The following is a 25,043-nucleotide window of genomic DNA, read 5'->3' on the forward strand; positions in this document are numbered from 1 at the left end:
CCGCCGGAACCCTTGCTGCTCAGGGCCAGGGAAACGAGGTGGGTGTCATGAAGCGTCTCGCACTGCTGGCGGCGTTTGGATTGCTGTTGGGGACCACGGGCTGCGCCTTCACCCCGGACCCCCAGAAGGACCTGCTGGAGGGGACCAGCAGCCACGCCATCTACAAGCTGCCCCCGGAGACGCTGCTGACGATGGCGCGCGGGCTGCTCGTCGAGCAGGGGTATGAGCTGCTCCCCACCTCGGACCCCCTCTACGTGAAGACCACGTGGAGGATTGCCGGCAACGTGGACATCGGCGCGAGCTGGTCTCGCGTCATGGTCCAGGCGATACGCCTGGACGACGGCCGCACCGTGGTGCGCGCGTACCGCATGAACTACACCACCAACGGCCGGGCCGCCTCGCACCCGGGCAGCTTCGCGGGCCAGAAGGAGAGCAAGGACGCGGGCTCCGCGGGCGGCGGTTCCGCGGGCGGTACCACGGGCGGGGGCCAGGTGGGGCGGTACGTCATGGGCGAGCCCATGTCCCCGACGAAGCCCACCGTCTACCGCGCCAACGACTTCGAGTGGGCCCTGCTGGGCCGGGTGGACCCGAAGCTCGCCACCCACCTCCAGAGCCGGGTCAACGCGTACCTCGCCGAGGGCAAGCACCCTGCCATGACAGAAGAGCCCGCCGGGGACCTGCCGGCAGCGCCCACCGAGGGACACCTGTAGGACGTGCTCCGGAGGGGCGGCGCGTCAGTGCACGCCGCCGTCGTCCTCGCGCGTGACGATGGGGCCGAACTTCGCCTCGTAGCGGTTGATGTTGTCCTGCATGGCCGCCACCAGGCGCTTCATGTGCTTGGGGTTGGTGATGATGCGCGAGCGGACCCGGGCCTTGGGCTGCTGGGGCTGGACGTAGATGAAGTCCAGGGTGAACTCCGTGTCGGAGTGGTTCACCAGGGCCATGTTCACGTACTGACCATTGGCCACGTCCTCGTCTATCTGTATCTGCAACTGCATGTCCGGGGGCTTCGGAGTGTCAGCCATGAGGCAGACGGCATAGCGCCTGCGACTTCGCGTGGCCAGCGTCACGGTGTGAGCGCAACTGCTGAGGCCATGGACCCGCGGAAGACAGCGCCCTTCGACCTGGGCCAGGGCGAGGACGCGTGCCTGCTGCTGCACGGCTTCACCGGCAGCCCCTGGGACGTGCGCCCGCTGGGAGAGGCCCTGGCCGCGCGCGGCATGCGGGTGGTGGCCCCCCGGCTACCGGGGCACGGCACCACGCCCCAGGCGCTGCTGCACGTCACCTGGAGGGACTGGCAGGCGGCGGCGGACAGCGCGCTGGCCGGGCTGCACGGGCACCGGAGCATCTTCGTGGCGGGGCTGTCCATGGGGGCGCTGCTGGCCCTGGGGCTCGCGGCCCGGCACCCGGAGACGGTGCGGGCGCTGGCGCTGGTGGCCCCGGCGGTGCGCTTCCGGGGGCCGCGCATGTTCCTCATCCGGCAGCTCGCCCGTACACCGGTGCTGGAGTGGGCGAGACCCTGGGCGGAGAAGACGGGCACGGACATCTCGGACCCGGAGGCGCTGGCCGAGGCGCCAATTCTGCCGGCCTTCCCGGTGGCGCGGCTGCGGGACTTGTGCACCCTGCAGAACCTGGCGGTGCGGGATGTGGCGCAGGTGCGCTGCCCCACGCTGGTGGCGGTGGCGGAGCAGGACCACGTGGTGGACCCGGAGGGCGGGCGGTGGCTCGCCCGGCGGCTCACGGCGGCCCCCTCGGTGCGCTTCCTCTCCCTGCGAGACGGCTTCCACGTCATCCCCCGGGACACGGCGGGCCCGCTGCTGGCGGCCGAGGTGGGCAGCTTCCTGGAGCAGTGGCGGGGCGCCGGGACGACGTGGGACGCGCGGCACGCTGGAGCCTGAAGCGCGCCTGAAGGGTGCCTGAAGAGAGGCTGGGCGGAGCACGGGCGGGCGCAAAACGCGGCGGCACGGCGGGCATCCGTGTATCAGAGACGCGCCCATGCCCCCGTCCGACACCCCGCCCCTGGTCGAGCTGCGCGACGTCACGAAGGCCTACGCCGAAGGCGACACCGTGAGGGAGGTGCTCTCCGGCGTCCGCCTCTCCCTGTATCGGGGCGAGTTCGTGGTGCTGCTGGGCCGCAGCGGCTCCGGAAAATCCACGCTGCTCAACCTCATCAGCGGCATTGATGTGCCCAGCCAGGGTGAGGTGCGCGTGGATGGCAAGGACCTGGGCAACCTGAGCGAGCGCGAGCGCACGCTGCTGAGGCGCGAGCGCATCGGCTTCATCTTCCAGGCCTTCAACCTCCTGCCCACGCTGACGGTGGAGGAGAACGTGCGGCTGCCCCTGGAGCTCAACGGGAAGGACGCCGCGGAGTCGGGAGCAAAGGCGAGGGCGCTGCTGGAGCGGGTGGGACTGGGCACGCGCGCGAGCAGCTTCCCGGACCGGCTGTCCGGCGGCGAGCAGCAGCGCGTGGCGGTGGCGCGGGCGCTGGCGCACTCCCCGCCGCTGCTGCTGGCGGACGAGCCCACCGGCAACCTGGACGAGGCGACGGGGCGGCAGGTGCTCGACCTGCTGGAGGGACTCACGCGGCAGGGCAACGCGTGCGCGCTCATCGTCACCCACGAGCCGGGCATGGTGGCCCGCGCGGACCGCGTGCTGTCGATGGAGGGTGGACGGCTCGTGGAGCGCGAGCCGGCGCGAAGGGAGACGCGATGAAGGGGCTGCTGGTCCGCTCCAGCCTGCGCCACCTGGGCGGCCACCCGTGGCTGACGGCGCTGTCGCTGCTGGGCATCGCGCTGGGCGTGGCGGTGGTGGTGTCGATTGATTTGGCGAGCGACAGCGCGCTGCGAGCCTTCGAGCGCTCCACGGACGCGGTGGCCGGCCGCGCCACGCATCAGCTGGTGGGTGGCTCCTCGGGCGTGGACGAGCACGTGTACCGCGACTTGCGCCTGCGCAAGGACGCGCCGGTGTCCGCGCCGGTGGTGGAGGGCCACGTGCAGGCGGGGGTGGGCGACCGGCGCACGCTGACGGTGCTGGGAGTGGACCCGTTCGCGGAGGCCCCGTTCCGCGACTACGCGAAGGGCGAGGCGGTGGGCGACGTGGGCGCGCTGCTCACCGAGCCGGGCACGGTGCTGCTGAGCGGCCGGGCCGCGCGGGCGCTGGGCATCCCCGCCGGAGGCGAGCTGCCGGTGCGGGTGGAGGGCGTGAACAAGCGGCTGCGGGTGTCGGCGCTGCTGGAGCCCGCGGACGAGGACACCGCGCGGGCGCTGGAGGCGCTGGTGCTCACGGACCTGTCCACCGCTCAGGAGGTGCTGGGGCAACTGGGACGGCTGACGCGCGTGGACCTGCGGATGCGGGACGAGGCGCAGGCGACGCGGCTGGCGGCGACGCTGCCCACGGGCACGGAGTTGGTGCGCGCCTCCGCACGGGCGGGCACGGTGGAGCAGATGACGCGGGCCTTCCGCACCAACCTCACCGCGCTGTCGCTGCTGGCGCTCGTGGTGGGGATGTTCCTCATCTACAACACGATGACGTTCTCCGTGGTGCAGCGGCGCGGGCTGCTGGGGCGGCTGCGCGCGGTGGGCATCACCCGCGGCGAGCTCTTCGCGCTGGTGCTGGGCGAGGCGGCGGTGCTGGGCGCAGTGGGCACGGTGGCGGGCGTGCTGCTAGGCGTGCTGCTGGCTCGCGGGCTGGTGGGGCTCGTCACGCAGACCTTCAACGACTTGTACTTCGTGGTGAGCGTGCGTGGGCTGGCATTGGAGCCCCTCACGCTGGCCAAGGGGCTGGTGCTGGGGCTGGGCGCCACGCTGCTGGCGGCGCTGGTGCCGGCGTGGGAGGCGGCGCGCTCTCCGCCGGTGACGACGATGCGGCGCTCCACCATGGAGGACGTGTCGCGCAGCCGCGCGCCGAAGCTGGCGGTGCTGGGGTTGTTGGTACTGGCCGGAGGCACGGCGCTGCTGACGTGGCCCACGCAGGCACTGCTGCCGGCGTACGGGGGCCTCTTCTCCGTGCTGCTGGGCTCGGCGCTGCTGGTGCCGTGGGTGACGGAGCGGCTGTCGTCGGTGGCGGCGGTGCCGCTGGGCGCGGCCTTCGGCATGCTGGGGCGCATGGCGGCGCGCAGTGTCCGCACCAGCCTCAGTCGCACGGCGGTGGCGCTGGCGGCGCTGATGGTGGCGGTGGCCACCACGGTGGGCGTGGGCCTCATGGTGTCCAGCTTCCGGGGCACGGTGATGTCCTGGCTCGACACGTCGCTCCAGGCGGACGTGTTCATCTCCCCGCCTTCGCTGGTGGCGCGGCGCGGGACGGCCACGCTGATGCCGGGACTGGCCGAGCACCTGCGCTCCACGCCCGGCGCCGCCGCGAGCAGCACCATCCGCGTGACGACGACGCGCGCGGACGGCGTACCCACCGACCTGGTGGCCATCGACTTCTCCCGGACGACAGCGCGGCCCTACCGCTTCAAGCAGGGGGACGCGGCCGCGATATGGCGGGAGCTGGAGGCGTCACCAGACACCCTCCTCGTCTCCGAGCCCTTCAGCTTCCACCGCAAAGTGGGCGTGGGCGGGACGGTGCGACTGGCCACGGACCAGGGGCCGCGCGACTTCCGCGTGGTGGGCGTGTACTTCGACTACGGCTCGGACGTGGGGACGATGCTGATGCCGCGCTCCACCTACGAGCGCTGGTACGAAGACCGGGGGGTGAGCGGCGTCGCGCTGTATGCTGCGCCGGGGCAGGACGTGGACGCGCTGGTGGCCTCGGTGCGCGAGCGGGCCGGGGGCTCGCAGGCTCTGCTGGTGCGCGCGAACCGCTCGCTGCGGCAGGCGTCCATGGAGGTGTTCGACCGCACCTTCACGATTACGCAGGTGCTCCGGCTGCTGGCCATCGGCGTGGCCTTCGTGGGCGTGCTGAGCGCACTGATGTCGCTGCAGCTGGAGCGGGCCCGGGAGCTGGCGGTGCTGCGCGCGACGGGGCTGACACCGGGACAGCTCTGGGGACTCGTGTCGCTGCAGACGGGCCTGCTGGGCCTGCTGGCGGGGCTGTTCTCCGTGCCGCTGGGCGTAGCGCTGGCGTACGTGCTGGTGCACGTCATCAACCAGCGCTCGTTCGGGTGGACGCTGCAGCTCGCGGTGACACCGGAGACGCTGTGGCAGGCGATGCTGTTGGCGCTGGTGGCGTCGGCGCTGGCCGGGCTGTACCCGGCCTGGAAGATGGCGCGCGCCAACCCCGCGCTCGCGCTGCGGGAGGAGTGAGGCCATGAGCGGCGGACGAGGGCTCGTCATCGGAACGGCGGTGGTGCTGGTGGCGCTGGCGGTGGCCGTCGCCGTCGTCACGCGGGAGTCGGCGCCCCCGGCCCTGCCACAGGGAGGAACGCTCACGGTGAGCGGGGCGCTCGGAGGGGCGGACACGAGTGCGGTGGGCTATGCGCGCGCGGTGGAGCCCCGGCCCTTCCAGTTCCCCGAGGACCACGGCCCGCACCCGGAGTTCCGCACGGAGTGGTGGTACTGGACGGGGAATCTGGAGACGGAGGACGGACGCGCCTTCGGCTACCAGTTCACCCTGTTCCGCAGCGCGCTGGCCCCCGCCGCGCCACAGCGCGAGTCCGCGTGGGGCGCGCGCGACGTGTACCTGGGGCACTTCACGGTGACGGACGTGGGGGGCGGGGAGTTCCACCCGGCGGAGCGCTTCAGCCGTGCGGCGGTGGGGCTCGCGGGGGCGAGCGGGAAGCCCTTCAAGGTGTGGCTGGAGGACTGGGAGGCCGCGAGCGTTGGCGAGGCCACGTGGCCGGTGCGGCTGCGCGCGGAGACGGACGCGGTGGCGCTGGAGCTGCTGCTGGAGCCGGGCAAGCCGCCGGTGCTCCAGGGTGACAAGGGCCTGAGCCAGAAGGGGCCGGAGCGGGGCAATGCGTCCTACTACTACTCGATGACGCGGATGCCCTCGCGGGGCACGGTGCGGGTGGACGGGCAGACGTACACGGTGAAGGGCGAGAGCTGGATGGACCGCGAGTGGAGCACCAGTGCGCTCGGCGCGGACCAGGTGGGCTGGGACTGGTTCTCGCTGCAGCTCTCCGACGGAAGCGAGCTGATGTACTACCAGCTCCGCCGCAAGGACGGCTCGGCGGACCCGTTCAGCGCGGGCACGTGGGTGCCTCCGCCCGGCGCGGCGTCGAGCGAGCCGGTGCGCGTGTCACGCGAGGACGTGCGGCTCGAGGTGCTGGACACGTGGAAGAGTCCACGCAGCACGGGGGTGTACCCGTCGCGCTGGCGGCTGCGTGTGGAGAAGTTGGGGTTGGACCTCACGGTGACACCGAAGATGGCGGACCAGGAGCTGCCGGTGAGCGTGCTGTACTGGGAGGGCACGGTGGGGCTGGAGGGCACGCGCGAGGGCAAGCCGCTCACGGGCCGTGGGTACGTGGAGCTGACGGGGTACGCGGACATTCAGGGACCGCGGCGTCCCGAGACACGCGCGCGCGGGACGCCCGAAGCCGAGGCCGCCGCGAGCAGCCCGGTGAAGTGACGGAAGCACCAGGCGGAGTCTCCCGCGCACTCGACTCCCAGCTCACGGCCCGAGTCCTGGGTGACTCCTGACTGCGGCGTGAAGCGGGCCCCACCGCGGTGTGAAGCGACGCGAAGGAAATCCGTGGAACTCGTTCAGGGTGGGTGCCCCTTGGAGTGAGGAGTCAACCCATGCGTCGTTTCCTCGCGGTGGCGTGTGTCCTGCTGGTGCCGGTGCTGAGCCTGGCCGCGCCGGAGAGCCGGACCAACTACAACGCCAGCCCCGACAACTCGCGGACCTACGTCGGCTTCACTCCAGACCGGCCTGTCCTGCAGCTCTTCATGAACCACGTGGACCGCGCGGACGATGTCTGGCTGCGCTTCGCCGGCCCCGTGTATGCGGACAAGCGAGACGACTGGCTGCGCATCCGCGTCCTCGATGGCTGCCTCAACGAGGTCTTCTCGCGGACCTACCCGCTCGCCCTCACGCTGAGCAGCTTCCAGCAGGACTGGTTCAACTTCGCGCTCGGCGTGCCGCTCCAGCACGGGCGCTACTACTACCTGGAGCTGACTTCCCGGTACGGCGGCTGGGGCGGTAGCGCGCAGCTCGTCGTGAACAACTCCCGCTACGAGCACGGCCGGATGTTCACCGCCGGCTCGCTTCAGTCGCTCGCCTTCCCTGAAAAGAAGGACGACGTGATGTTCCTGCTGGGCGGCACGGTGGAGGCGACGAAGCCGTGGTACCCGTCTCCGACGACGAACGTCCTCTGCCCCGCCCGCTGCAAGGTGGTGGGCACGGAGAAGACGGCCTGGAACCCGCGCAACTACTTCAACGTCATCGTCCAGGAGACGGGGACCGCCGGGCCGACGGGCTCCTTCTGGGCGGACTTCCAGGCGGACCCGTCGCTCACCGCGCTCAAGGAGAACGTCCGCCGCGTCCTCGAGGACCCGAGCGGTCCGCCAGCACCCGGGGGCCGGGCGACGGCGCCGCTCGACCAGACGGTGCCGTACGATGCGTACTACGGACAGATGAACTTCTACGTCGCGGTGGAGGACCCGGCGACGGACCCGCGCGCGGCCAAGGGCTTCCTGTACTGCGCGAACATCGACGCGCAGATTTCCGTCAAGACGGGCTCATACGGCTCCTACGGCGCCACGAACTTCGGAGGCGAGCTGCCGCGTCCGTCCTCCGGCGCGTGGGACTACGACTTCTCCCGCGGCATCCTCCAGCACGAGCTGCTGGGCCACGGCATTGGCCAGCTCACGGAGGAGTACACCCTGCCCTGGGATGCGGGGGCGACGCTGGTGTCGGCCCTGTCGCCCAACACGGATGCGCCCGGCTGCCCGTCGTGGTGTGGCTCGTCGCTGACGGTGACCCATCTCATCACCCTGATGGCGGGAGACCCGAACGCGGCCTGCTGGACCTATAGCGCGGCGACGTGCCAGGCCCACGAGGCGAGTGGGAGCAGCCCGCAGTGCCTCTGGCTGGGAGGGCTGAGCGACCCGGGCCTGGCGTACTACGGCGGGCGCACGTGCATTCCCGCGTCGGTGACGAAGTACAACATCGGCCTGAGCTGCACGGGCAACACGGGGTGCTACCTCGGCCACACCAACGGCGGGCGCACCTCCGTCAACGTGGCGCAGCCGGGCGGAGACATCATGGGCGCGCAGGGGCGCAACGCGTCAGCGGCGTACGGCTTCACCACGGCCATGGAGAGCCACATCCGGGACGTCATGGACTGCCTCTTCCCGCTGACCTGCCACCAGTACCCGGAGTCCCGCTGCCTGGCGTTCCAGTCGAAGTGGAGCTCCGGCGCCGGTCGGACGGTGTTCGCCACCCGGGCCAACGCCTGCGAGAGCGGCTACTACCGCAGGCGGTGAGCTGGAGCCGGGCGACGCGCTACCGCAGACGCGAGCAGGCCCGCTGGCTGCCCGCGTCGCAGGCCTTGCGGTACACCTCCGCCGCCGAGGCCGCGCTCGGCTCCAGGCCAAACCGTCCCTCCTCATGCGCCGTGCCGAGCATGAAGCAGGAATCCTTCATCCCGGCATCGCACGTCTTTCGCAGCAGGCCGAGCGTCTGCTGGGGAGAGGCCCCGGGCAGCTCCCCACTCATCAACTCCGCGAGCATGGGCTCGCAAACACCCGGCGCCTGCGTGCAGTGCGCCTCCAGCAGTGCCTGCCCCGCGCCGGGGGCACGAACGATACGCGCACCGCCGAGCAACACGCCGGCCAGCGTCAGACACGGCTCCGCGCGCCCAGGGCCACAGGCCTTCTCGAGCGCCGCCTTCGCATGCGCCCAGTCGGGCGACGTGGACGCCGCGGGCTTGCGCATCACCTTCAACGAGGAGAGGTAGCCGTCGGCCAGCTCGGCGCACGCTTTGGGCTCCCCCTTGTCACAGGCGGCGCGCGCCGCCTGGATGTCCATCAGCGAGGGGAAGAGATAGCCCTCGGCGCCCGCCTTCACCGCCCGCTCCTGATACGCCACGGTGCGCTGGAGCTCCGGCTCGAAGCCCCACTCATCCGACTCGAACAGCTCCGCCAGTCGCACGCACGCGGGGGCCGTCCCCCGCTGGCAGTAACGCTCCAGGAGGGCCACCCCCCGCTCCCGGTCGGCCGCGCTCGCTGGCGGCTTGAGCTGGAAGTCGGCGAGCCGCTGGCACTCGGCGGGCTTGTTCGCCGCGCACCCGGCCTGGAGCGCCGAGTACTGCTTCTCCTGAGCACACGACTCCACGTCGCCGAGTTTGCACGCGCGTGCGGCGGTCTGGATGACCAGGGCGAGTGAGCGGTCCTGCCCGCGTCCCCCGACGAACGTCCGGACCATCGCCGTGCACCCCTCGACCTCCCCCAGCTCACACGCACGCTGGTACGCCTTGCTCACCGCCGCCCAGTCGTCCGCCTTCAGCGGCTCGTCGCCCGCGTCGAGAAGCCGTCCCAGTTCGAGGCACCCGCGCGAAGCGCCCTCCTCGCACGACTGGGACTGAGCGCGGAACTCCTGGATGGAACTGGAGCATTGCCCGGGCTGGAGCTCGCAGTGCCGTGCGTAGGACTCCAGCCCCTTCATCCGGTGACGCTCGACGCCCCGGGCGTCCCACCAGGCGGTTCCGAGCGTCTCGCACGAGCCGGCGTGCCCCGCCTGGCAGCCACGCTCGAGCAGCTCCACGGCGCGCCCCGGGTCCCCCAGCTGCGCGTCCGCGAGAAGCCAGCTCGCGAGCTGCTCGCACGCATCATTCCGCGCCGGGTGCTCGGAGGCGCAGCCCCGCTCGAGCAACGCGAGGCCGGGCTGCTTCCCGTCCGCTCCGGTGCGGGACGCCGCCTGAAGGCGCTCCCGGGCCGCCTCGATGCACGCCCGTGCGTCCCCCAGCTCGCAGCCTCGGGCCCAGTCCCCGCGTCCCTGCTGGGCCAGCGCGCCGCACGCCTCGGCCACCTTGAGAGAGCACGCCCCCTCGAGCACCTGCGTGCGGCGCTTCATCGCCTCCGCATCCTGCACCTGCACGGCCCCGAGACGCCGGCACGCCGCCGCCTGTCCCTGACGGCAAGGCGCGAGGAAGGCCTCGCCACACGCGGCCTCCTCCCCCGCCGCGCACGCGCGCGCCAGGAGGGACTCGGCCCGCTGCGCGCCATCGGGTGACTCGCGAGAGAGCAGGGCAAGCTCGTAGCACGCGGTGGGCACTCCGAGGCCGCAGGCGCGCTCGAGCAGGGGCGCGGCCTTCGCGCGCTCAGGGGCTGACGCCTCGCGCTCCCGGTACCAGCTCCCGAGCGAGTAGCACGCGGACGCATCCGGACGGGCCGCGGCGCAGGCCTGGTCGAGCAGTGTCACCTGCCGCGCCTCCTCCACGCCTTGATGGGCCATGACGGTGCAGGCCCGCCCCTCGCCCGCGCCGCACGCGCGTCCCAGCAGGGCTTCGCACTCGGCGGGCGCGTCGCACAGCCGCGAGCTGCCGGCGCTGACACAGGCAGGGATGTGCCCTTCCTCGCAGAGGCGGCTCGCGAGCAGGAAGCCGCGCCGGTTGTCCTCCGCGAACTCCTCCCGGGGCTTCAGCATGAGGGTGCTCGCGTGAAGGTGGCAGGCCTCGGTGTCCCCGGCCAGACAGGCGCGGACGACCTGCTGCCCGATGGCGGGCTGCTCCGGGTCGGCACCGCGAACAGCCGCGACGAAGCGAGCGCACGCGGCCGGGTCGGAGCCGTCGCACGGGTTCACGAAGTCGTGGGCGGCACGTCCGGTGGCACAGGCGGGCCCGACCAGGATGAGCAGGAGGGTGAGGAGCAGGCGCATGGAGGTTCCAGGGATGTGGCGAGCGTACGAGCCAGCAGGAGCGCGAACCGGGCGGACTCTACAGAAGGGCCCTGGCCCCGTCAGGGCTCTCCGGCGGCCACCACGGGCCGGTCGCATCTTCCTGGCGCGGAGGCGCACTCCTGCCCATCCTCGGGCTTCCAGCACCGGGCCTCTTCGGAGGCGCTGTCATCGACACACGGGAAGAACGGAGGAGCCGTGCCCAAGCCCCTGGTGGACGTGGACGCTGCGCCCGCGTCCGCCTTCTGCCTCACCGACGAGCTGACGCCCTTCGCCTCCGGCTGGCACACCCACCGCCGGCACCAGCTCCTCTACGCCGCACGGGGTGCGCTGCACCTGGAGGTGGCCCACGCGCAGTGGCTGCTCCCACCGCAGCGCGCAGCCTGGCTCGCGGGAGGCACCCGCCACCGCGTGAGCGCCACCCAGCCCGCGACACTCTGCACGGTGTACCTGGAGCCCTCCCGAGTCCCCGCCGCGCCCGAGGGCGAGTGCCGCGTCTTCGTCCTGCCGCCGCTCGCACGGGAGATGCTCCTCTACTCCACCCGCTGGGGCCCGGAGCGCGCGCCCCGCGACGCGGTGGCGGAGAGCTTCTTCTCCGCGCTCGCCCACCTGCTCACGGAGTGGGCCGCGGAGCCTCGCGAGTGGAAGCTGCCTCGCGCCCGCACCCCGGAGCTGGAGCGCGCCATGACGTACACGCTGGCCCGGCTCACCGGCCCCGTCACGCTCGCGGGCGCGGCGAAGGCGGCGGGGCTCTCCCAGCGCACCCTCGCGCGCCGCTTCGAGGACGAGGCCGGCACCTCCTGGCGCCGCTTCCTGCACGACGCCCGCATGCTCCGCGCCATGGAGCTGCTGGCCGAGGACGGCGCCCGCGTCACCCAGACGGCCTACGCGGTGGGCTTCGAGAGCCTCGCCGCCTTCACCCACGCCTTCACCGCCTTCACCAGCGAGCGGCCCCGCGACTTCCGCCAGCGCGTCGCCCGGGGCGTGACGCTGCCACCCCGGGCCACTCCGAGGCCGGCTACCCGCCGCAGGCGAGGCGGTTGACCAGCCCGTACACGCCGTACCCCACCATGTACTTCAGCGAGTACTCCGGGAAGGCCGTCGCCGCGCGCTGCTCCAGCTCCGCGTAGTGCGGCGCCGCCGCGTCACCGCACAGCTCCGCCTTGCGGCCGCCCAGCTCCGCCGCGTAGCCCGTCACCACCGTCACCATGCCGTCCAGGTAGCGCTGCTGCGCGCGGATGGCCTCCGTCACCGGCGCGGCCTCGCCCCGGCCGCCGTACACCATCGCGTCCGGCCACGCGGCCAGCTCGTCCAGCGCCGCCTTCCACCCATCCACGTCCGGCACCACCTTGCCGTCACGCAGGCCGCCCTCCAGCCACGCATGCGCTCCGTGGTGCACCAGGTCTCCCACGATGAGCGCCTTGCGGCCCGGCACGTACGCCACCGTCTGCGTCGTGGTGACGCCCGGGTGCTTCAGCTCGGCCAATTCCACCTTCGCGCCACCTTCCAGCGGCAGCGCGTATGTGCCGCTGAACGTGACGTCCACCGTGGCCTGCGCGGGGTACGTCTCCTCGGTGAAGGCCTTCGCCACCTGCACCCAGAAGTACTTCTTGTACGCATGCACCGCGGGGATGGCCGCCGCGGTGGCCGCGCTCGCCACCACCTTCGCGCCCGCGCGCTGGAACACGCCCACGCCGTTGAACTTGTCCGGGTTCGGGTGCGTCACGACGACATAGCGGATGGGGTTGCCCGTCCTCGCCCGGACGGCGGCGAGCACCTTCTCCGCCTCCGCCTCGGTGAACTGCGCGTCGAAGACCACCACCTCCGCGCCCGTGTCATAGAAGAACGAGTGCGTGTCGAACCCGCTCGCGTCGCTCGTGTAGCGCGCCACCTCCGCGTCCGCCAGGTTCGCCCTCGAACCCGCGCACCCCACCGCCAGCACCGCACCCAGCGACAGCACCGCCAGCTTCATCGTGAAAGCCATGTTCCGTGTCCTCGTGTCGAAGTGCCGGGGCCACATGTCCCGGCGAGCGATGCGGAAGATGCCGTTACGGCCCCTGGCGCGCTTGCGCGCATCCGCCGTGGATTTGCTCCCATCCGCCACGCCTCCCGAGCCGTCCCGACGTCGAGCCAACCGCCACTGAACGCCCCCGCCGCACCGCCGGGTCAGGCGTGGGACTTCCCCGCGTGGGCAAGGCGGCACCCTGCCCCACCCCGTGCGCTTCCCTCCCTGCGTCGCCGCGCGCCCTTCACCGCGCGTCAACTCCTGGCACTCCGCTTGCCTCTGGGCTCAGTGGCAACGGGTGGAACGTCCGTCGAAGGACGTTGGAGAGGCAGAGCAGGGTATGCACTGGCTGGGACGAGGCAGGTGGTGGGCAGGACTGCTGGGAGCGGTGTTGTGGGTCGGGTGTAACGGAGGCGAAGCGCCAGAGACCCGTCCGGCCATCGAGGACCCCTCGCCTCCTCCCAAGGAGCAGCCCGGGGACGACACGCCGCCTCCGCCCGACGACGAGGACCCGCCTCCCGAAGAGGAGGAGCCGCCCCCCGACGACGAGGACCCGCCTCCTGAAGAGGAGGAGCCCGACTCCGGCACGCCCGACTCCGGCACCGGCGAGGACCCGCCGCCGCCTCCTCCCGACGCGGGCACGCCGGATGGCGGCTCGGGCCACCCGGGCGGAGACAACGTGCCTCCCAACTCGAAGGACTGGCGCTTCCTCGGCGCCGCGCAGGGCGCTCCGCGCGAGGTGCTGGGCATCACCATGGACGAGGGCGGCAACCTCTGGGTGGCGGGCGGCGAGGACGGCCTGTGCCTGCTGCGTCCGGACGCCTCCACCTTCCGCTGCTACACGCTGGCTGACGGCCTGAAGCCGTGGGCGCCGTGGAAGGGCAAGGACCCCTTGCCGGAGAAGCGCTACCTCAAGGTGACGGCGGTGACGGGCGGCCCCGAGGGCACCGTCTGGGTCGGCTACCAGGGCCAGCTCAACTGCGAGAGCGAGTTCTACAAGGCCCCCGGCGAGCTCGAGGACCCCGCCATCTTCAAGAGCGGCGACGCGGACCGCGTGGAGTTGAAGGACGACGGGACGCTCCGGGTGGTGCACTACGACATCCACTCGCCCGCGCACTCGGTGCCCGGCTATGGCCACCGCGAGAAGCTCTGCTCGGTGAACCGCATCGTCTGGGACAAGCAGCGCAACAGCCTCTGGTTCGCCTCCAACCACGGCCTCGCCTGGGGTGAGCCGGACTACGAGGGCGCCGAGACGTGCTCCGACCCGGAGATTCTCGCCGCCAACCAGTGGGTCTACATCGAGAAGGACGCGGCCGGGAATGAGGTGGGCCGCGAGACGCGCCAGCGCTGCAAGTTCGGCGTCATGGAGCACGTCCACCCGGCCATCGCCATGAACGACAGCACCAGCGAGGACAGCCGGCTCGCGGGTGACGTGTGGGGCGTGGCGGTGCGTCCCGACGGCGACGTGTGGATGGGCACGCACATCCGCACCTCGCGGTTCAAGATAATGACCAACGCCTTCGGCCACGTGGGCACCGGCGCCCCGTGGAACTTCGAGGTGGCGCGCAAGCAGACGGAGGAGAAGAAGCACCGGGCCAACCGCATCGACCTGTGGCCGGACGCCGTGGCCGAGCCGCAGATTCCCACCCGCGAGCAGCGCAAGGACGACGTCGTCAGCGACCTGGTGCTGATGCCGGACGGCACCGTGTGGATTTCCAGCTTCGCCTGGGGCCTGGCGAAGCTGAGCGACGCGGGCGTGGTGACGGGGTACTACCTGGACGGCACCTCGGACCGCTTCGTCTCCTCGCTGGAGCGGGACTCGCGCGACGGCAGCCTGTGGATTGGCCACCGCTGGGGCCGGGGCCTGATGCGGATGCACACCGAGGGCGACTTCGTCAGCCACAACAGCGTGCTCGGCAACCTCGCGGGCCGGCCCGTCTGGGACATCCAGGTGGTGGGCAGCGGGGACAGCCGCAAGGTGCTGGTGGCCTTCAGCGCCTACCGGGACGCGACGGGCACCATCGTCCACCCGGGGGCCATCGGCATCTACACCGGGCGCTGAGTCCGCCTGCCTGCCTCCGGGGCCGCCACCAGGCCCCGGGGGCGCTCCCGTCCGGAAAGGGGGTGTCCCCGCCGGGGGGAGGCGTCACCTTGAAGGCACTCCGCCTTCGCGGGGGGCTCTCGCTCCCCGCGGGGGCCTTCAACCCAATGACGCACAGGAGGCACCATGTCTCTTCTGGGAAGCATTCTCGGAGGTCTCTCCCGCAGTGGTCGCAGCTATGGCTCCGGCGGCTGGAATCGCGGGCGCACCAGCTATGGGCGCCGTCCCATTGGCTTCGGCTATGGGCGCAGCCGGGCCTCGTCGGGCGGTTTCCTCGGCAGCACCCTGGGCCGCATGGCCATGGGGGGGCTGGCGGCGTACGGCATGCGCCGCTTCCTGGGCAACCGTCGTCCGTACGGCTACTAGGCAGGCGGCGGGCAGGAACCTCGCCTGCCCGCCCCCCTGGCTGGAGTAGGTTCCCCCCAAGCTGGCGTCTGCCGTTGGGAGGACTCACCCCATGCCGAAGACGAAGTACGTGCTGGCCCTGGACCAGGGCACCACCGGAACCCACGTCTCCATCCTCGACTCGAAGCTCCAGGTGGTGGGCCGCTCCTACAAGGAGTTCACCCAGCACTTCCCCAAGCCCTCTTGGGTGGAGCACGACCTGGACGAAATCTGGACCACCAGCGAGTGGTGCATCGCCCGGGCGCTGAAGGACGCGGGCCTCAACGGCCGCGACATCTCCGCGGTGGGCATCACCAACCAGCGCGAGACGACGGGCCTGTGGATGCGCGGCACCGGCAAGCCGCTGGGCCGCGCGATTGTCTGGCAGGACCGGCGCACCTCCGAGCTGTGCCGGCGCCTCAAGGAGAAGGGCGTGGAGCCCCGCGTGCGCGAAGTCACGGGCCTGGTGGTGGACCCGTACTTCTCGGGCACCAAGCTCACCTGGCTCTTCGAGCACCTGAAGGGCGCGCGCGCCCGCGCCGAGAAGGGTGACGTGTGCTTCGGCACCATCGACACCTGGCTCGTCTACAAGCTCACCGGCGGCATGGCCCACGTCACCGACGTGTCCAACGCCAGCCGCACGCTGCTGATGGACCTCACCACGCTGCAGTGGAACGACGACATGCGCTCGCTGCTGTCGGTGCCGGCCGCGTGCCTGCCACAGATTCGCGGCTCCGCGGAGGTGTACGGCACCACGCGCGGCATGCGCAGCCTGCCGGACGGCGTGCCGGTGGCGGGCATGGCGGGAGACCAGCAGGCTGCCCTTTTCGGCCAGGCGTGCTTCGAGCCCGGCGAGTCCAAGTGCACGTACGGCACCGGCGCCTTCCTGCTGATGAACACCGGCACCACGCCGGTGCGCTCCAACTCCGGCCTGCTCACCACGGTGGCGTGGCGGCTGGGCGGCACCGGCACCACCACCTACGCGCTGGAGGGCAGCAGCTTCATCGCCGGCGCCGCGGTGCAGTGGATGCGCGACGGGCTCAAGGCCATCAAGCGCGCGCCGGACATCGAGGCGCTCGCCGCCAGCGTGAAGGACTCCGGGGACGTGGTCTTCGTCCCGGCGCTGGCGGGCCTGGGCGCGCCGCACTGGCGTCCCGAGGCGCGCGGCCTCTTCGCTGGCATCGACCGCTCCACCACGGTGGCGCACCTCGCGCGCGCCGTGCTGGAGGGCATCGCCCTGCAGCTTCACGACCTGGCGGACGCCATGCGCCGCGACAGCGGGCGGGACATCCCCGTCTTCAAGGTGGACGGTGGCGCGGCGGCCAATGACCTCCTGATGCAGTACCAGGCGGACATCCTCGGCGTGCCGGTGGTGCGCCCGCGCAACCTCGAGACGACCAGCCTGGGCGCCGCGTTCCTCGGTGGCCTGGGCGCGGGCGTGTGGGACAGCCCGGACGCCATCCGCCGCGCGTGGAAGGCGAACAAGACCTTCAAGCCGAAGATGAAGGCCGACGTCCGCGAGCGGCACCTGGCCAAGTGGAAGCGGGCTGTGGAGCGGGCGTGATGAGGGCCTCGCGCTGGATGTGCGTGCTGACCGCCCTGCTCGCGCTGGGCGGCGGCAGCGGTTGCCCGAGCGAGCCCATGCCCTGCTTCAACGGCGCGCCGCCCCAGCGGCAGGGCTCGCCTGTCGTTGGCGTGGGCAACGAGGCCATCTTCAGCATCAGCGCCGACCTGACCCGGGCCTGCGACGCGCCCGACTCGCCGCGGCAGCCCGAGTCCGTCACCGTGGAGGTCAAGGACCCGGAGAACCAGCCCGTGCCCGCCACGGCGACACTGACCGGGGACGGCAACACGGCCACCATCCGCTTCACGCCCACGGTGCGGGGGCGCCACCACGTCATCGTCGCCTTCGCCCCGGTGGGCAGCCTCCACCAGCTCGGCATCTTCGCGGGAGAGGACCGCCGCGAGGAGCCCGCCCTGGTGAACCTTCCCACCAGCACGGTCTGCCCCTATGTGGACCGCACCACGCGGGGCACCTGGCTGTGTGGCGTCGAGGCCCGGCGCGAGCTGACCGACGCGCCCCAGTCCCTCAGCACCACGCCGACCATCATCATGGCGGTGGCCGGAGACGTGGTGTGGACGGTGGATGGGGAGCGGGTGCTCCGCTACGTCGACACCGGCACCGGCCTGCTCGAGCTCACCGGCACCGCGCCCTACCCTCCCGGGGCGAGCTCGGGCACGTTCTATCGGCCCCCCTACGCGCGGCTCGCCAGCCCGGACGAACTGGTGCTGCTGAGCGAATCCTTCCTGCACCGCTACACCTTCACCGAGGAGGACGGCCTCGCCACCGCGCCCACCAACGTGTGGGTCCCCCAGGGGATGAGCTTGTTCGGCGGGGACAACGTGGGCGGGCTGCTGGTGCGCGCGGGAGCGAGGCTGCTGGTGGTGACGCGCGTCTCCGACCCGCGGACCTTCGAGACGCGGACCCAGGCCTGCCCGTTCCAGCCCGGTGAGGGAGGCACGTACCACCCCGTGTCGGGCGAAGCCTGTCACACGCTGGTGGGCGACCCCGTGGGCTACGAAGAGGGCGTGGTGTGGACGCGCACCCTCAGCTCGTCGGTCACGGCACCGGCGGACACGCTCCGCCGCTTCACGGCCACCAGTGGCCGGCTGCTGGAGGAAGGCAGTCTCTCGCTGGATGGGCAGCTCACCGTCACCCTGCCCCCGCTGCGCCCGGGGCCTGCCGTCCCCTATCTGGCGACGCTGGGCGGCAGTACGCCCTTCGTCGCGCCTCGCTGGAATGCGGCGCGGGGGCTGCTGGAGCTGGAGCTGCTGCCCCGCCCGTCGAGTAGCAGCCAGCCCTACCTCGGACAGAACTTCCTCTGGATACACGGTGCGTCCAGCAGCATTGTGTACCCACGGCAGTCCACCCGCTGACGGCAGGGCATTGACGGCTTTCCTCGGGCGCGGGAGCGGGTAGAAAGAGGGCCATGGCCCCTGACCGCACGCTGCTCGCCCCCGAGGCACTCCAGTCCTTCCTCGCCCAGCACCCCGAGTGGAAGCACGAGGGCGGGATGATTCGCCGCACCTACGAGGCTCCCTCCTTCCTGGCCGGCATCGCCTTCGTGGAGAAGGTGGCGCACGCGGCGGAGAAGGCGGACCACCACCCGGACATCGACATCCGCTGGCGGAAGGTGACGCTGGCGCTCGTCACCCATGACGCCGGGGGCCTCACCTTCCGCGACACCGCCCTGGCCGCCGAGGCCGACCGCCTCTTCGCGGAGGTGGTGCGCGCGAAGTGAGCACCGTGTCTCCGAAGACCTCGACGGCGCGGCGTCCGGGTGACACGAGCGTTGGCACCCCGGGCACCCACGGAATGGACGTGCGCGGCGTGGGCACCCGGTGCGCGGTGGTGCTCCTGTGCGCGGCGGTGCTGGCCGTGGCCCCGGCGGCGCGGGCGCAGGACGCCGAGCCCGAGGCGCCGCATCCGGAGCGGCTGTACTACAACCCCGGCTCGCTGCTGGGCTCGGCGCGCGTGGTGGCGCTGGGTGGCGCGTACGTGGGCATCGCCGAGGGCGCGGCGGGCTTCCCCAGCAACCTGGCCGCGCTGGCGCACCGGGGCGCCGCGCTGGAGAAGGACTGGGACCTGGGCGTCACGCTGACCTGGCTGGATTTGCCCTTCACTGGCGGGCGCAAGCGGGACCTCGACAACGACGGGCGGCCGGACGAGTCCGAGGACAGCCGGCAGCTGCTGGGCGGGCTGCTGCTGCAATACAAGCGCTTCGGCATGGGCTTCGCGCTGCGCAACAGCGTGGTGACCTACTGCGCCACCGTGGCGTGTGCGACGGACTCCGAGCGCATCCGCGTGTCGCTGACACAGTCGGTGCTGGCGGGGGCGGTGGCCTTCGGCCAGGACGACTTCATCATCGCGCTGGGGCTCTACGCGGCGCAGGCCTCCTTCCGCCTCGCCTCCGGTGGTGACGAGCTTCGCTACGGGGACACGGGCGTGGAGGTGGACATCCTCTACCGGCCACACGGGCGCGCGTGGCGCATGGGTGTGACGGTGCGGCCGGAGGTGGTGGCGGAGTTGCGACAGGAGGACGGACAGGCGCCGGTGCTCGCGGGCCGGACGCTCTTCAGCGCGGTGGTGGCGCCGGCGGTGCTGTCGCTGGGCGCGAGCTGGCGCTTCGGCGAGGGCGCCCATCGCTACAACCGCCTGTCGCCCGCGGCCCGTCGGCAGCTGTTGGTGGAGGGCGACGCGCTGCCGGTGCCGGAGCAGGAGCCGAAGGACGCGCCCGCGGGACGGTGGCTGCTGAGCGCGCAGGTGGACCTCATCTCCGGCGTGGACAACGCGGTGCCGGTGCGCTCGTTCGCCTCCACGGCGGAGGCGCAGCCAGTGGGCCAGGCCGCCGAGTTCGCGCCCCGCCTCGGCGTGGAGCACGACACGGTGCCGGGCATGATTCGCCTCCGGGCGGGAGTCTATGCGGAGCCCTCGCCCTTCGACGGCCGGCCGGCGCGGCCCCATTTCACGGGTGGCTTCGAGGTGTTCGTCCTGCGCTACTGGGAGGACTGGGCCGTCACCGCGTCCTTCGACCTGGCGCGCCGGTACACCAACGTGGGCCTGTCCATCGGGTTCTGGCGGTGATGCGCACGGGGCTGCTCACGGTGCTGGCACTGGTGGGCTTCGCGGCCAACTCGCTGCTGTGCCGCGCGGCGCTGGCGGGCGGTGGACGACTCATCGACGCGGCCTCCTTCACCGGAGTGCGGCTGGTGTCCGGCGCGCTGGTGCTGGCGGTGCTGCTGCGGGTCCGGGGCGGACGGTACACGGGAGGCTCCTGGCCTTCCGCGCTGGCCCTCTTCGTGTACGCGGCGGGCTTCTCGCTGGCGTACGTGCGCATTCCCGCGGGGGTGGGCGCGCTGCTGCTGTTCGGCTGCGTGCAGGCGACGATGCTGGGCATGGGCCTGGCGCGGGGCGAGCGGCCGAAGGCCCGCGAGGTGGCGGGCCTGCTGCTGGCACTGAGTGGGCTGGTGGGGCTGACGGCGCCCGGAGGCTCCGCGCCGGACCCGGTGGGCGCGGCGCTGATGGCGGGCGCGGGCGTGGCGTGGGGCGTGTACTCGCTGCGGGGGCGTGGCAACCGGAACCCGCTGGCCGCCACCGCGGACAACTTCCTGCGCTCCGTGCCCATGGCGGCGGCGCTGTCGGCCGTGGGGCTGTGGGTGCAGGGGACGCCGCACGCGACGGGGCACGGAGTGGCACTCGCGGTGGCCTCGGGAGCACTGGCGTCCGGCGTGGGCTACAGCCTGTGGTACGCGGCGCTGCCGCACCTGACGGCGACGCGCGCGGCCATCGTCCAGCTCTCGGTGCCGGTGCTGGCGGCGGTGGGTGGCGTGCTGCTGCTCGGTGAGACGCTGACTCAGCGGCTCGTCTTCGCGGGAGCGGCGCTGCTGATGGGCGTGCTGCTCGCGCTCTCCGCGAAGGCAGCGCCCCGTGCTCCCGTGGCCGCGCCCACGCGGGAGTGAGTCACGTCAGCTCAGGGGGCATCCAGTTCGGGAGGCCACAGGGCTCCCAGCTCCAGCTCCACGGCTTCGAACGGCTCGGCCCGGATGCGAGCGTCACCCGACCAGGTGCCTCGCTCCACCCACTTTCCGTTGTGCCGCTGGAACACCTCCAGCGTCCGCGTGTCCGGGTCTATCAGCCACACATGCGTGACGCCCTCGCGCGCGTAGAGCTCCCGCTTGCGCTTCCGGTCCAGTGACGCGGTGGAGGGTGAGAGCACCTCGCAGACCCAGTCCGGCGCCAGCGTGAAGTACGGCACTCGCGGAATCTGGGGCATCCGCTCGCGGCGCCACCCCGCCATGTCTGGCACCAGGACATCCTTGCCGAAGTGCAGCTCCGGCTCGTCCAGGATCCACCAGCCTCCTGGCCCTCCCCGCCCTCGCTGGAAGGCGCTGAGCAGGTCACTGAGCATCACGGAATGAGCCACCGTATGCGGGCTCGCCGGTCGCGGCATGACGATGAGCTCACCGTCGATGATCTGCCCCACCACATGCTCGGGCAGCGCCAGCAGGTCCTCATAGGTGGCAGGACGCTTCGTCTCATTGCCCATCTCGGAACTCCCCAGTCCTCCAACTCCCCACCCTTCCATCATCGACCCTGCCTCCCTGGAGTGGAACCCCACCCACGACCGCGTGTCCAGTTCTTCCTACCCCAGGGGTCTGACACTGGAAGGAGCCCGCACCCCACCCCTCACGTCGCCACCGGCGGAAACGAGATGGGTGTGCTGCTCGCGCTCTCCGCGAAGGCAGCGCCCGTGCTCCCGTGGCGACCCCCTCGCGGGAGTGAGTCACGTCAGGTCAGGGGGCCTGAGGCTTCCGCAGCCACAGGGTTCCGAGATTCAGTTCCAGTTCTTCGAAGGGCGCAGCCCGGACACAGGCATCGCCCGACCACGTGCCTCGCGGCGCCCACTGCCCGTCCTGCTGCTGAAGCACCTCGAGCGTCCGTGATTCCGGGTCCACCAACCACATATGGCCAACGCCTTCGCGCGCATGGACTTCCGGCTTGCGCTTCCGGTCGAGCGCCCTGGTCGAGGGAGAGAGCACCTCGCACACCCAATCGGGTGCCAGGGTGAAATACGGAGCGACCGGTACATCTGGCATGCGCTCGATTCGCCAACCGGCGATGTCTGGAACCAGGACATCGCGGCCGAGGTGCAGCTCCGGTTCACCGACGATCCACCATCCGCCCAACCTTCCTCGCTCATGTTCGAAGGTGCCGTTCAGGTCGGCGAGCAGTCTGGAGTAGATCACCGCGTGGAGGTTCGCCGGCCGCGGCATGACGATGAGCTCACCGTCGATGATCTGCCCGACCACGTGCTCGGGCAGTGCCAGCAGGTCCTCATAGGTGGCAGGACGCTTCGTCTCATTGCCCATCTCGGAACTCCCCAGTCCACCAACTCCCCACCCTTCCATCATCGACCTTGCCTCCCTGGAGTGGAACCCCACCCACGACCGCGTGTCCAGTTCTTCCTACCCCAGAGGTCTGACACTGGAAGGAGCCCGCACCCCACCCCTCACGTCGCCACCGGCGGAAACGAGGCAAGAAGCGCAAGCACTGGCAACCATGACGCGCCCGTCACCGGCGGCTCGCCTTTCGCATCCATGCCATGTCACCGTCACCGGCCATCTCCCCAGGAGGGGCCATGGAACGACGCGCGACACCGCACCGGGGCTGCAACCTGAGCTGGTTCGTGGAGGGACAGGGAACTCCCGTGGTGCTCATCCAGGGCTCGGGCGTCGGCGCCAATGGCTGGAGGCCGCAGCTGGACGCGCTCACCTCGCGCTTCCAGTGCCTGTGCTTCGACAACCGAGCCTACGGCCGCAGCGTTCCCTCCGCCGAGCCCCTCTCCCTGGAACTGATGGCCGAGGACGTCCTCGCGCTGATGGACGCCCAGGGCTGGGACAGCGCCCACCTCGTCGGGCATTCGATGGGCGGGCTCATCGCGCAGTACGTGGCGCGACGCGCGCGGGCCCGGGTGAGGAGCCTCGCGCTCCTGTGCACCTTCGCGAATGGCGCGGCGCCGTCAAAGCTGACGCCATGGCTGGTCGGCGTGGGCCTGCGCACGCGCCTTGGCACCCGGCGCATGCGGCAACGGGCCTTCATGGAGATGGTGCTCACCCCTGGGGAACTGGCGGCCGTCGACCCCGACGCCATGGCGAAGAAACTGGCCGGCCTCTTCGACCGCGACCTGGCGGAGTCCCCGCCCGTCCTGATGCAGCAGGTGAGGACCATGGCTCGCGCGGATGCACGGCCCTTCCTCTCCGAGCTGGCCGGCCTCCCCACACTCGTCGCAAGCGCGGAGCACGACCGCATCGCCACGCCCGCCTCCGGCCGCGAGCTCGCGCAGGGGATTCCCAGCGCGCGCTACGTCGAGCTGGGCGGCACCGCCCACGCGATGACGATGACCCGCGACGCGGAGGTCAACGCCCTGCTGGTGGAGCACCTGGAGCGCGCGGAGCAGGGCTCCCGCTCCGCCACGCTCGCCGCTCGGGCCTGACGGGGCGAACGCCCGAGAGGCCCGCCTCGACGACGTCAGCCGCCCTGCTCGCAGTAGCCGTAGTTGCAGGAGGGCGCCGAGGACGGACAGTCCCCGGGGCCACCGCACGGCGTGCAGGAGGAGGCGCCGTTGGCCACCTTGTCGAAGAAGCAGCCGCAGCGCAGGCCGGAGGTGACGGGCGACAGCGGGCCCATCTCCGTGGTGCGCTTCACCCTCATCGCGCACTTGGGCACCAGGTGCTTGTTGATGATGGCCTCCAGCAGCGGCTGCTCGAGTTGCGGGGCGGCGAAGCGGCTCACCAGCGCGCCTGCGGCGGCCGTGGGCAGGCCATTCTCCACGCGCGTGTAGAAGTGCACCGGCCCCCAGATGGGGTAGTGGCCATCACGCACGTTCGCCTTGTCCTTGGCGAACGGAGTCGAGTCCGGCAGGAAGCCGCACTTCTGCCCCCGGGCCTGGAAGGCAAGGATGCGCAGGTTGGAGCGCTCCTCGTCCGCCACGTCCGTGGAGAGGATGCCGATGGCCTTCTCCGAGGAGCTGGCGTCCAGCAGCAGCTTCATGTTCTTGCGCACGCCGTCACTGCCGCCACGGTCCACGCCCCACCACTTGTCGGCCGGCACGCTGATGGCCCGGGCAATCATCTGCTGCGTGCCGGAGCTCGCGTTGCGCACGAAGAACAGCGAGGCCTCCAGCCAGGGCGTGGCCTTGCCCGCGTTGCCGCCCATGCCGAAGGCCATGTACGCCGCCTCCGCGCTGATGCTCTTCTGCGTGGAGTTCACCGGCACCACGAAGGTCATCGGCTGGATGGGGCCCTCGTAGTCGGCGATCTGCACCCCGGCGGGGGCCTCGACGGCGCACGTGGAGGCGAAGACGTCCGACACTCCGACGTCCACCAGCACGCCCTCCGGCGGCAGCGAGCACTCCTGCGCCGAGCCGTCCGCCTTGAGCAGGATGGCGTAGTTGGCGGCCCGCGTCCCCGCGGCGGGAATGTCCTTCATCACCCGCTTCGTCGGGTCCGCGCTGTAGATGGCGGTGACGCCGGTGCACGAGCCCTGGGCCTGGTAGACGACGCTATAGGCGGGCGTGTCCTGGGCGAGCAGCGGCGCCACCACCGTGAGGAACGAGCGGACGGCCGACGAGCCCGCCACGTAGACGACCTGGGTGGTGGGACAGGAGATGGTGGGCGTGTTCGTCTGCGCGTGGGCGGCCGGGACGGCGAGCGCGGCGAGGAGCAGGGCCAGCGCGCGCGCCGGGCCGCCGGAAAGGGCGGGAAGTCTCATGGGAGGCACGTCTTCGGGAAGGAGCGGAAACCGGAGGGAAGAGGACGAGGCGGCTCAGGGAGGCCGGGGAACGAGGTCGGGCAGCGCGCCGCTGGAGTCGCACAACCCCAGGCGCGCGCAGTTGTCGAAGGGCACGCAGTCCGCGCGCGTGCACTGATTCAGGAACTGCTCCTCGCTGGAGGCGGCACCGCGGAAGCAGCCCTGCGGACCGAGCCCGGAGGCCACGCACACCCCCTCCTGGCAGAGGGGGTAGGTGCCGAAGCGCTCGCAGTCCGAGTCCGCGGTGCACTGCGCGGACTCGGTATCCAGGGCCAGCGAGCAGCCGGCGCCCGCCAGCAGCAGCACCGGCACGAGCAGGGCGCGGCGCACCCGGCGGGAGGAGGGAACGCGCGGCCAGGCGAAGCCGCGCGAGTGGGGAGGAAGGGAAGGCATGGGTGTGGCTC

22 protein-coding genes are annotated in these 25,043 nt (G+C 71.7%); 15 read left to right on the top strand and 7 right to left on the bottom strand.

What is annotated here, in order from left to right:
• The first annotated feature begins 47 nt into the window (after positions 1–47).
• Entirely contained in the window at positions 48–710 is a 663-nt protein-coding gene (locus tag G4D85_RS30575) for a hypothetical protein (protein WP_164017569.1), read from the top strand.
• A gap of 24 nt (positions 711–734) precedes the next feature.
• Here the strand turns inward: G4D85_RS30575 and G4D85_RS30580 are convergent, their stop codons facing one another.
• Complete coding sequence (locus G4D85_RS30580) at positions 735–1,025, bottom strand: DUF3467 domain-containing protein (RefSeq protein WP_164017570.1); 291 nt, start codon at positions 1,023–1,025, stop codon at positions 735–737.
• A gap of 69 nt (positions 1,026–1,094) precedes the next feature.
• Between G4D85_RS30580 and G4D85_RS30585 the strand changes: the two genes are divergently transcribed.
• The 5 genes from G4D85_RS30585 to G4D85_RS30605 all read left to right on the top strand — a co-directional run bounded on the left by G4D85_RS30585 (position 1,095) and on the right by G4D85_RS30605 (position 8,369).
• Positions 1,095–1,898, top strand: a complete 804-nt coding sequence (locus tag G4D85_RS30585) for an alpha/beta hydrolase (protein ID WP_164017699.1) — start codon at positions 1,095–1,097, stop codon at positions 1,896–1,898.
• A 97-nt stretch (positions 1,899–1,995) separates the two neighbouring features.
• Positions 1,996–2,712: an ABC transporter ATP-binding protein gene (locus tag G4D85_RS30590; RefSeq protein WP_164017571.1), complete on the top strand. Its 717-nt coding sequence runs from the start codon at positions 1,996–1,998 to the stop codon at positions 2,710–2,712.
• Positions 2,709–5,246, top strand: a complete 2,538-nt coding sequence (locus tag G4D85_RS30595; RefSeq protein ID WP_164017572.1) for an ABC transporter permease — start codon at positions 2,709–2,711, stop codon at positions 5,244–5,246. Before G4D85_RS30590 ends, G4D85_RS30595 begins: the two co-directional genes overlap by 4 nt.
• Before the next feature lie 4 nt (positions 5,247–5,250).
• Positions 5,251–6,510 (top strand): lipocalin-like domain-containing protein, encoded by a 1,260-nt coding sequence (locus tag G4D85_RS30600; RefSeq protein WP_164017573.1) that lies wholly within the window; start codon positions 5,251–5,253, stop codon positions 6,508–6,510.
• A gap of 170 nt (positions 6,511–6,680) precedes the next feature.
• Positions 6,681–8,369 carry a hypothetical protein gene (locus G4D85_RS30605; protein ID WP_164017574.1) on the top strand — a complete coding sequence of 563 codons (1,689 nt, stop codon included), beginning with the start codon at positions 6,681–6,683 and terminating at the stop codon, positions 8,367–8,369.
• A gap of 19 nt (positions 8,370–8,388) precedes the next feature.
• Here G4D85_RS30605 and G4D85_RS30610 read toward each other — a convergent pair whose 3' ends face one another.
• Entirely contained in the window at positions 8,389–10,761 is a 2,373-nt protein-coding gene (locus G4D85_RS30610; protein WP_164017575.1) for a sel1 repeat family protein, read from the bottom strand.
• Between the two features lie 216 nt (positions 10,762–10,977).
• On the opposite strand from G4D85_RS30610, the gene G4D85_RS30615 reads away from it, so the two are divergent.
• Entirely contained in the window at positions 10,978–11,823 is an 846-nt protein-coding gene (locus tag G4D85_RS30615; RefSeq protein WP_164017576.1) for an AraC family transcriptional regulator, read from the top strand.
• Here G4D85_RS30615 and G4D85_RS30620 read toward each other — a convergent pair.
• Positions 11,798–12,763, bottom strand: coding sequence for an MBL fold metallo-hydrolase (locus tag G4D85_RS30620; protein WP_164017577.1), 966 nt, complete (start codon positions 12,761–12,763; stop codon positions 11,798–11,800). The two genes, G4D85_RS30615 and G4D85_RS30620, sit on opposite strands and share 26 nt — an antisense overlap.
• Positions 12,764–13,124: 361 nt before the next feature.
• On the opposite strand from G4D85_RS30620, the gene G4D85_RS30625 reads away from it, so the two are divergent.
• From G4D85_RS30625 to G4D85_RS50400, 7 genes are all read left to right on the top strand, one after another.
• Complete coding sequence (locus tag G4D85_RS30625; protein WP_164017578.1) at positions 13,125–14,846, top strand: ligand-binding sensor domain-containing protein; 1,722 nt, start codon at positions 13,125–13,127, stop codon at positions 14,844–14,846.
• Positions 14,847–15,011: 165 nt separating this feature from the next.
• Positions 15,012–15,251 carry a hypothetical protein gene (locus G4D85_RS30630; RefSeq protein ID WP_164017579.1) on the top strand — a complete coding sequence of 80 codons (240 nt, stop codon included), beginning with the start codon at positions 15,012–15,014 and terminating at the stop codon, positions 15,249–15,251.
• 91 nt (positions 15,252–15,342) lie between these two features.
• Positions 15,343–16,833 (top strand): glycerol kinase GlpK, encoded by a 1,491-nt coding sequence (gene glpK, locus G4D85_RS30635; protein ID WP_164017580.1) that lies wholly within the window; start codon positions 15,343–15,345, stop codon positions 16,831–16,833.
• Positions 16,833–18,206: a hypothetical protein gene (locus G4D85_RS30640; RefSeq protein WP_164017581.1), complete on the top strand. Its 1,374-nt coding sequence runs from the start codon at positions 16,833–16,835 to the stop codon at positions 18,204–18,206. The genes glpK and G4D85_RS30640 overlap by 1 nt, the downstream gene beginning before the upstream one ends.
• 53 nt (positions 18,207–18,259) lie before the next feature.
• A complete protein-coding gene (locus G4D85_RS30645; protein ID WP_164017582.1) occupies positions 18,260–18,571 on the top strand; it encodes a 4a-hydroxytetrahydrobiopterin dehydratase in 312 nt (103 codons plus the stop codon).
• Positions 18,572–18,576: 5 nt separating this feature from the next.
• On the top strand, positions 18,577–19,914 hold the full coding sequence (locus G4D85_RS30650) for a hypothetical protein (protein WP_240359581.1): 1,338 nt from the start codon (positions 18,577–18,579) through the stop codon (positions 19,912–19,914).
• Positions 19,914–20,789: a DMT family transporter gene (locus G4D85_RS50400; RefSeq protein WP_164017583.1), complete on the top strand. Its 876-nt coding sequence runs from the start codon at positions 19,914–19,916 to the stop codon at positions 20,787–20,789. The genes G4D85_RS30650 and G4D85_RS50400 overlap by 1 nt, the downstream gene beginning before the upstream one ends.
• A gap of 11 nt (positions 20,790–20,800) precedes the next feature.
• Here the strand turns inward: G4D85_RS50400 and G4D85_RS30660 are convergent, their stop codons facing one another.
• Both G4D85_RS30660 and G4D85_RS30665 read right to left on the bottom strand, forming a co-directional pair.
• Positions 20,801–21,376, bottom strand: a complete 576-nt coding sequence (locus tag G4D85_RS30660; RefSeq protein ID WP_164017584.1) for a Uma2 family endonuclease — start codon at positions 21,374–21,376, stop codon at positions 20,801–20,803.
• Positions 21,377–21,623: 247 nt separating this feature from the next.
• A complete protein-coding gene (locus tag G4D85_RS30665; RefSeq protein ID WP_164017585.1) occupies positions 21,624–22,199 on the bottom strand; it encodes a Uma2 family endonuclease in 576 nt (191 codons plus the stop codon).
• A 269-nt stretch (positions 22,200–22,468) separates the two neighbouring features.
• Between G4D85_RS30665 and G4D85_RS30670 the strand changes: the two genes are divergently transcribed.
• A complete protein-coding gene (locus G4D85_RS30670; RefSeq protein ID WP_164017586.1) occupies positions 22,469–23,323 on the top strand; it encodes an alpha/beta fold hydrolase in 855 nt (284 codons plus the stop codon).
• A gap of 35 nt (positions 23,324–23,358) precedes the next feature.
• Here the strand turns inward: G4D85_RS30670 and G4D85_RS30675 are convergent, their stop codons facing one another.
• A complete protein-coding gene (locus tag G4D85_RS30675) occupies positions 23,359–24,600 on the bottom strand; it encodes a substrate-binding domain-containing protein (protein WP_164017587.1) in 1,242 nt (413 codons plus the stop codon).
• A 54-nt stretch (positions 24,601–24,654) separates the two neighbouring features.
• Positions 24,655–25,032, bottom strand: coding sequence for a hypothetical protein (locus G4D85_RS30680; protein WP_164017588.1), 378 nt, complete (start codon positions 25,030–25,032; stop codon positions 24,655–24,657).
• Positions 25,033–25,043: the final 11 nt, after the last annotated feature.

It is taken from the genome of Pyxidicoccus trucidator (genome assembly GCF_010894435.1).
Lineage (GTDB): Bacteria > Myxococcota > Myxococcia > Myxococcales > Myxococcaceae > Myxococcus > Myxococcus trucidator.

Bases quoted from the DNA above. Each gene is read 5' to 3' on its own strand.
- G4D85_RS30645 (WP_164017582.1), top strand. From the start codon at position 18,260: ATGGCCCCTGACCGCACGCTGCTCGCCCCCGAGGCACTCCAGTCCTTC.
- G4D85_RS30620 (WP_164017577.1), bottom strand. From the start codon at position 12,763: ATGGCTTTCACGATGAAGCTGGCGGTGCTGTCGCTGGGTGCGGTGCTG.
- G4D85_RS30575 (WP_164017569.1), top strand. From the start codon at position 48: ATGAAGCGTCTCGCACTGCTGGCGGCGTTTGGATTGCTGTTGGGGACC.
- G4D85_RS30610 (WP_164017575.1), bottom strand. From the start codon at position 10,761: ATGCGCCTGCTCCTCACCCTCCTGCTCATCCTGGTCGGGCCCGCCTGT.
- G4D85_RS30585 (WP_164017699.1), top strand. From the start codon at position 1,095: ATGGACCCGCGGAAGACAGCGCCCTTCGACCTGGGCCAGGGCGAGGAC.
- G4D85_RS30625 (WP_164017578.1), top strand. From the start codon at position 13,125: ATGCACTGGCTGGGACGAGGCAGGTGGTGGGCAGGACTGCTGGGAGCG.
- G4D85_RS30660 (WP_164017584.1), bottom strand. From the start codon at position 21,376: ATGGGCAATGAGACGAAGCGTCCTGCCACCTATGAGGACCTGCTGGCG.
- G4D85_RS30680 (WP_164017588.1), bottom strand. From the start codon at position 25,032: ATGCCTTCCCTTCCTCCCCACTCGCGCGGCTTCGCCTGGCCGCGCGTT.
- G4D85_RS30675 (WP_164017587.1), bottom strand. From the start codon at position 24,600: ATGAGACTTCCCGCCCTTTCCGGCGGCCCGGCGCGCGCGCTGGCCCTG.
- G4D85_RS30600 (WP_164017573.1), top strand. From the start codon at position 5,251: ATGAGCGGCGGACGAGGGCTCGTCATCGGAACGGCGGTGGTGCTGGTG.
- G4D85_RS30595 (WP_164017572.1), top strand. From the start codon at position 2,709: ATGAAGGGGCTGCTGGTCCGCTCCAGCCTGCGCCACCTGGGCGGCCAC.
- G4D85_RS30605 (WP_164017574.1), top strand. From the start codon at position 6,681: ATGCGTCGTTTCCTCGCGGTGGCGTGTGTCCTGCTGGTGCCGGTGCTG.
- G4D85_RS30670 (WP_164017586.1), top strand. From the start codon at position 22,469: ATGGAACGACGCGCGACACCGCACCGGGGCTGCAACCTGAGCTGGTTC.
- G4D85_RS30665 (WP_164017585.1), bottom strand. From the start codon at position 22,199: ATGGGCAATGAGACGAAGCGTCCTGCCACCTATGAGGACCTGCTGGCA.
- G4D85_RS30580 (WP_164017570.1), bottom strand. From the start codon at position 1,025: ATGGCTGACACTCCGAAGCCCCCGGACATGCAGTTGCAGATACAGATA.
- G4D85_RS50400 (WP_164017583.1), top strand. From the start codon at position 19,914: ATGCGCACGGGGCTGCTCACGGTGCTGGCACTGGTGGGCTTCGCGGCC.
- G4D85_RS30640 (WP_164017581.1), top strand. From the start codon at position 16,833: ATGAGGGCCTCGCGCTGGATGTGCGTGCTGACCGCCCTGCTCGCGCTG.
- G4D85_RS30630 (WP_164017579.1), top strand. From the start codon at position 15,012: ATGTCTCTTCTGGGAAGCATTCTCGGAGGTCTCTCCCGCAGTGGTCGC.
- G4D85_RS30590 (WP_164017571.1), top strand. From the start codon at position 1,996: ATGCCCCCGTCCGACACCCCGCCCCTGGTCGAGCTGCGCGACGTCACG.
- glpK (WP_164017580.1), top strand. From the start codon at position 15,343: ATGCCGAAGACGAAGTACGTGCTGGCCCTGGACCAGGGCACCACCGGA.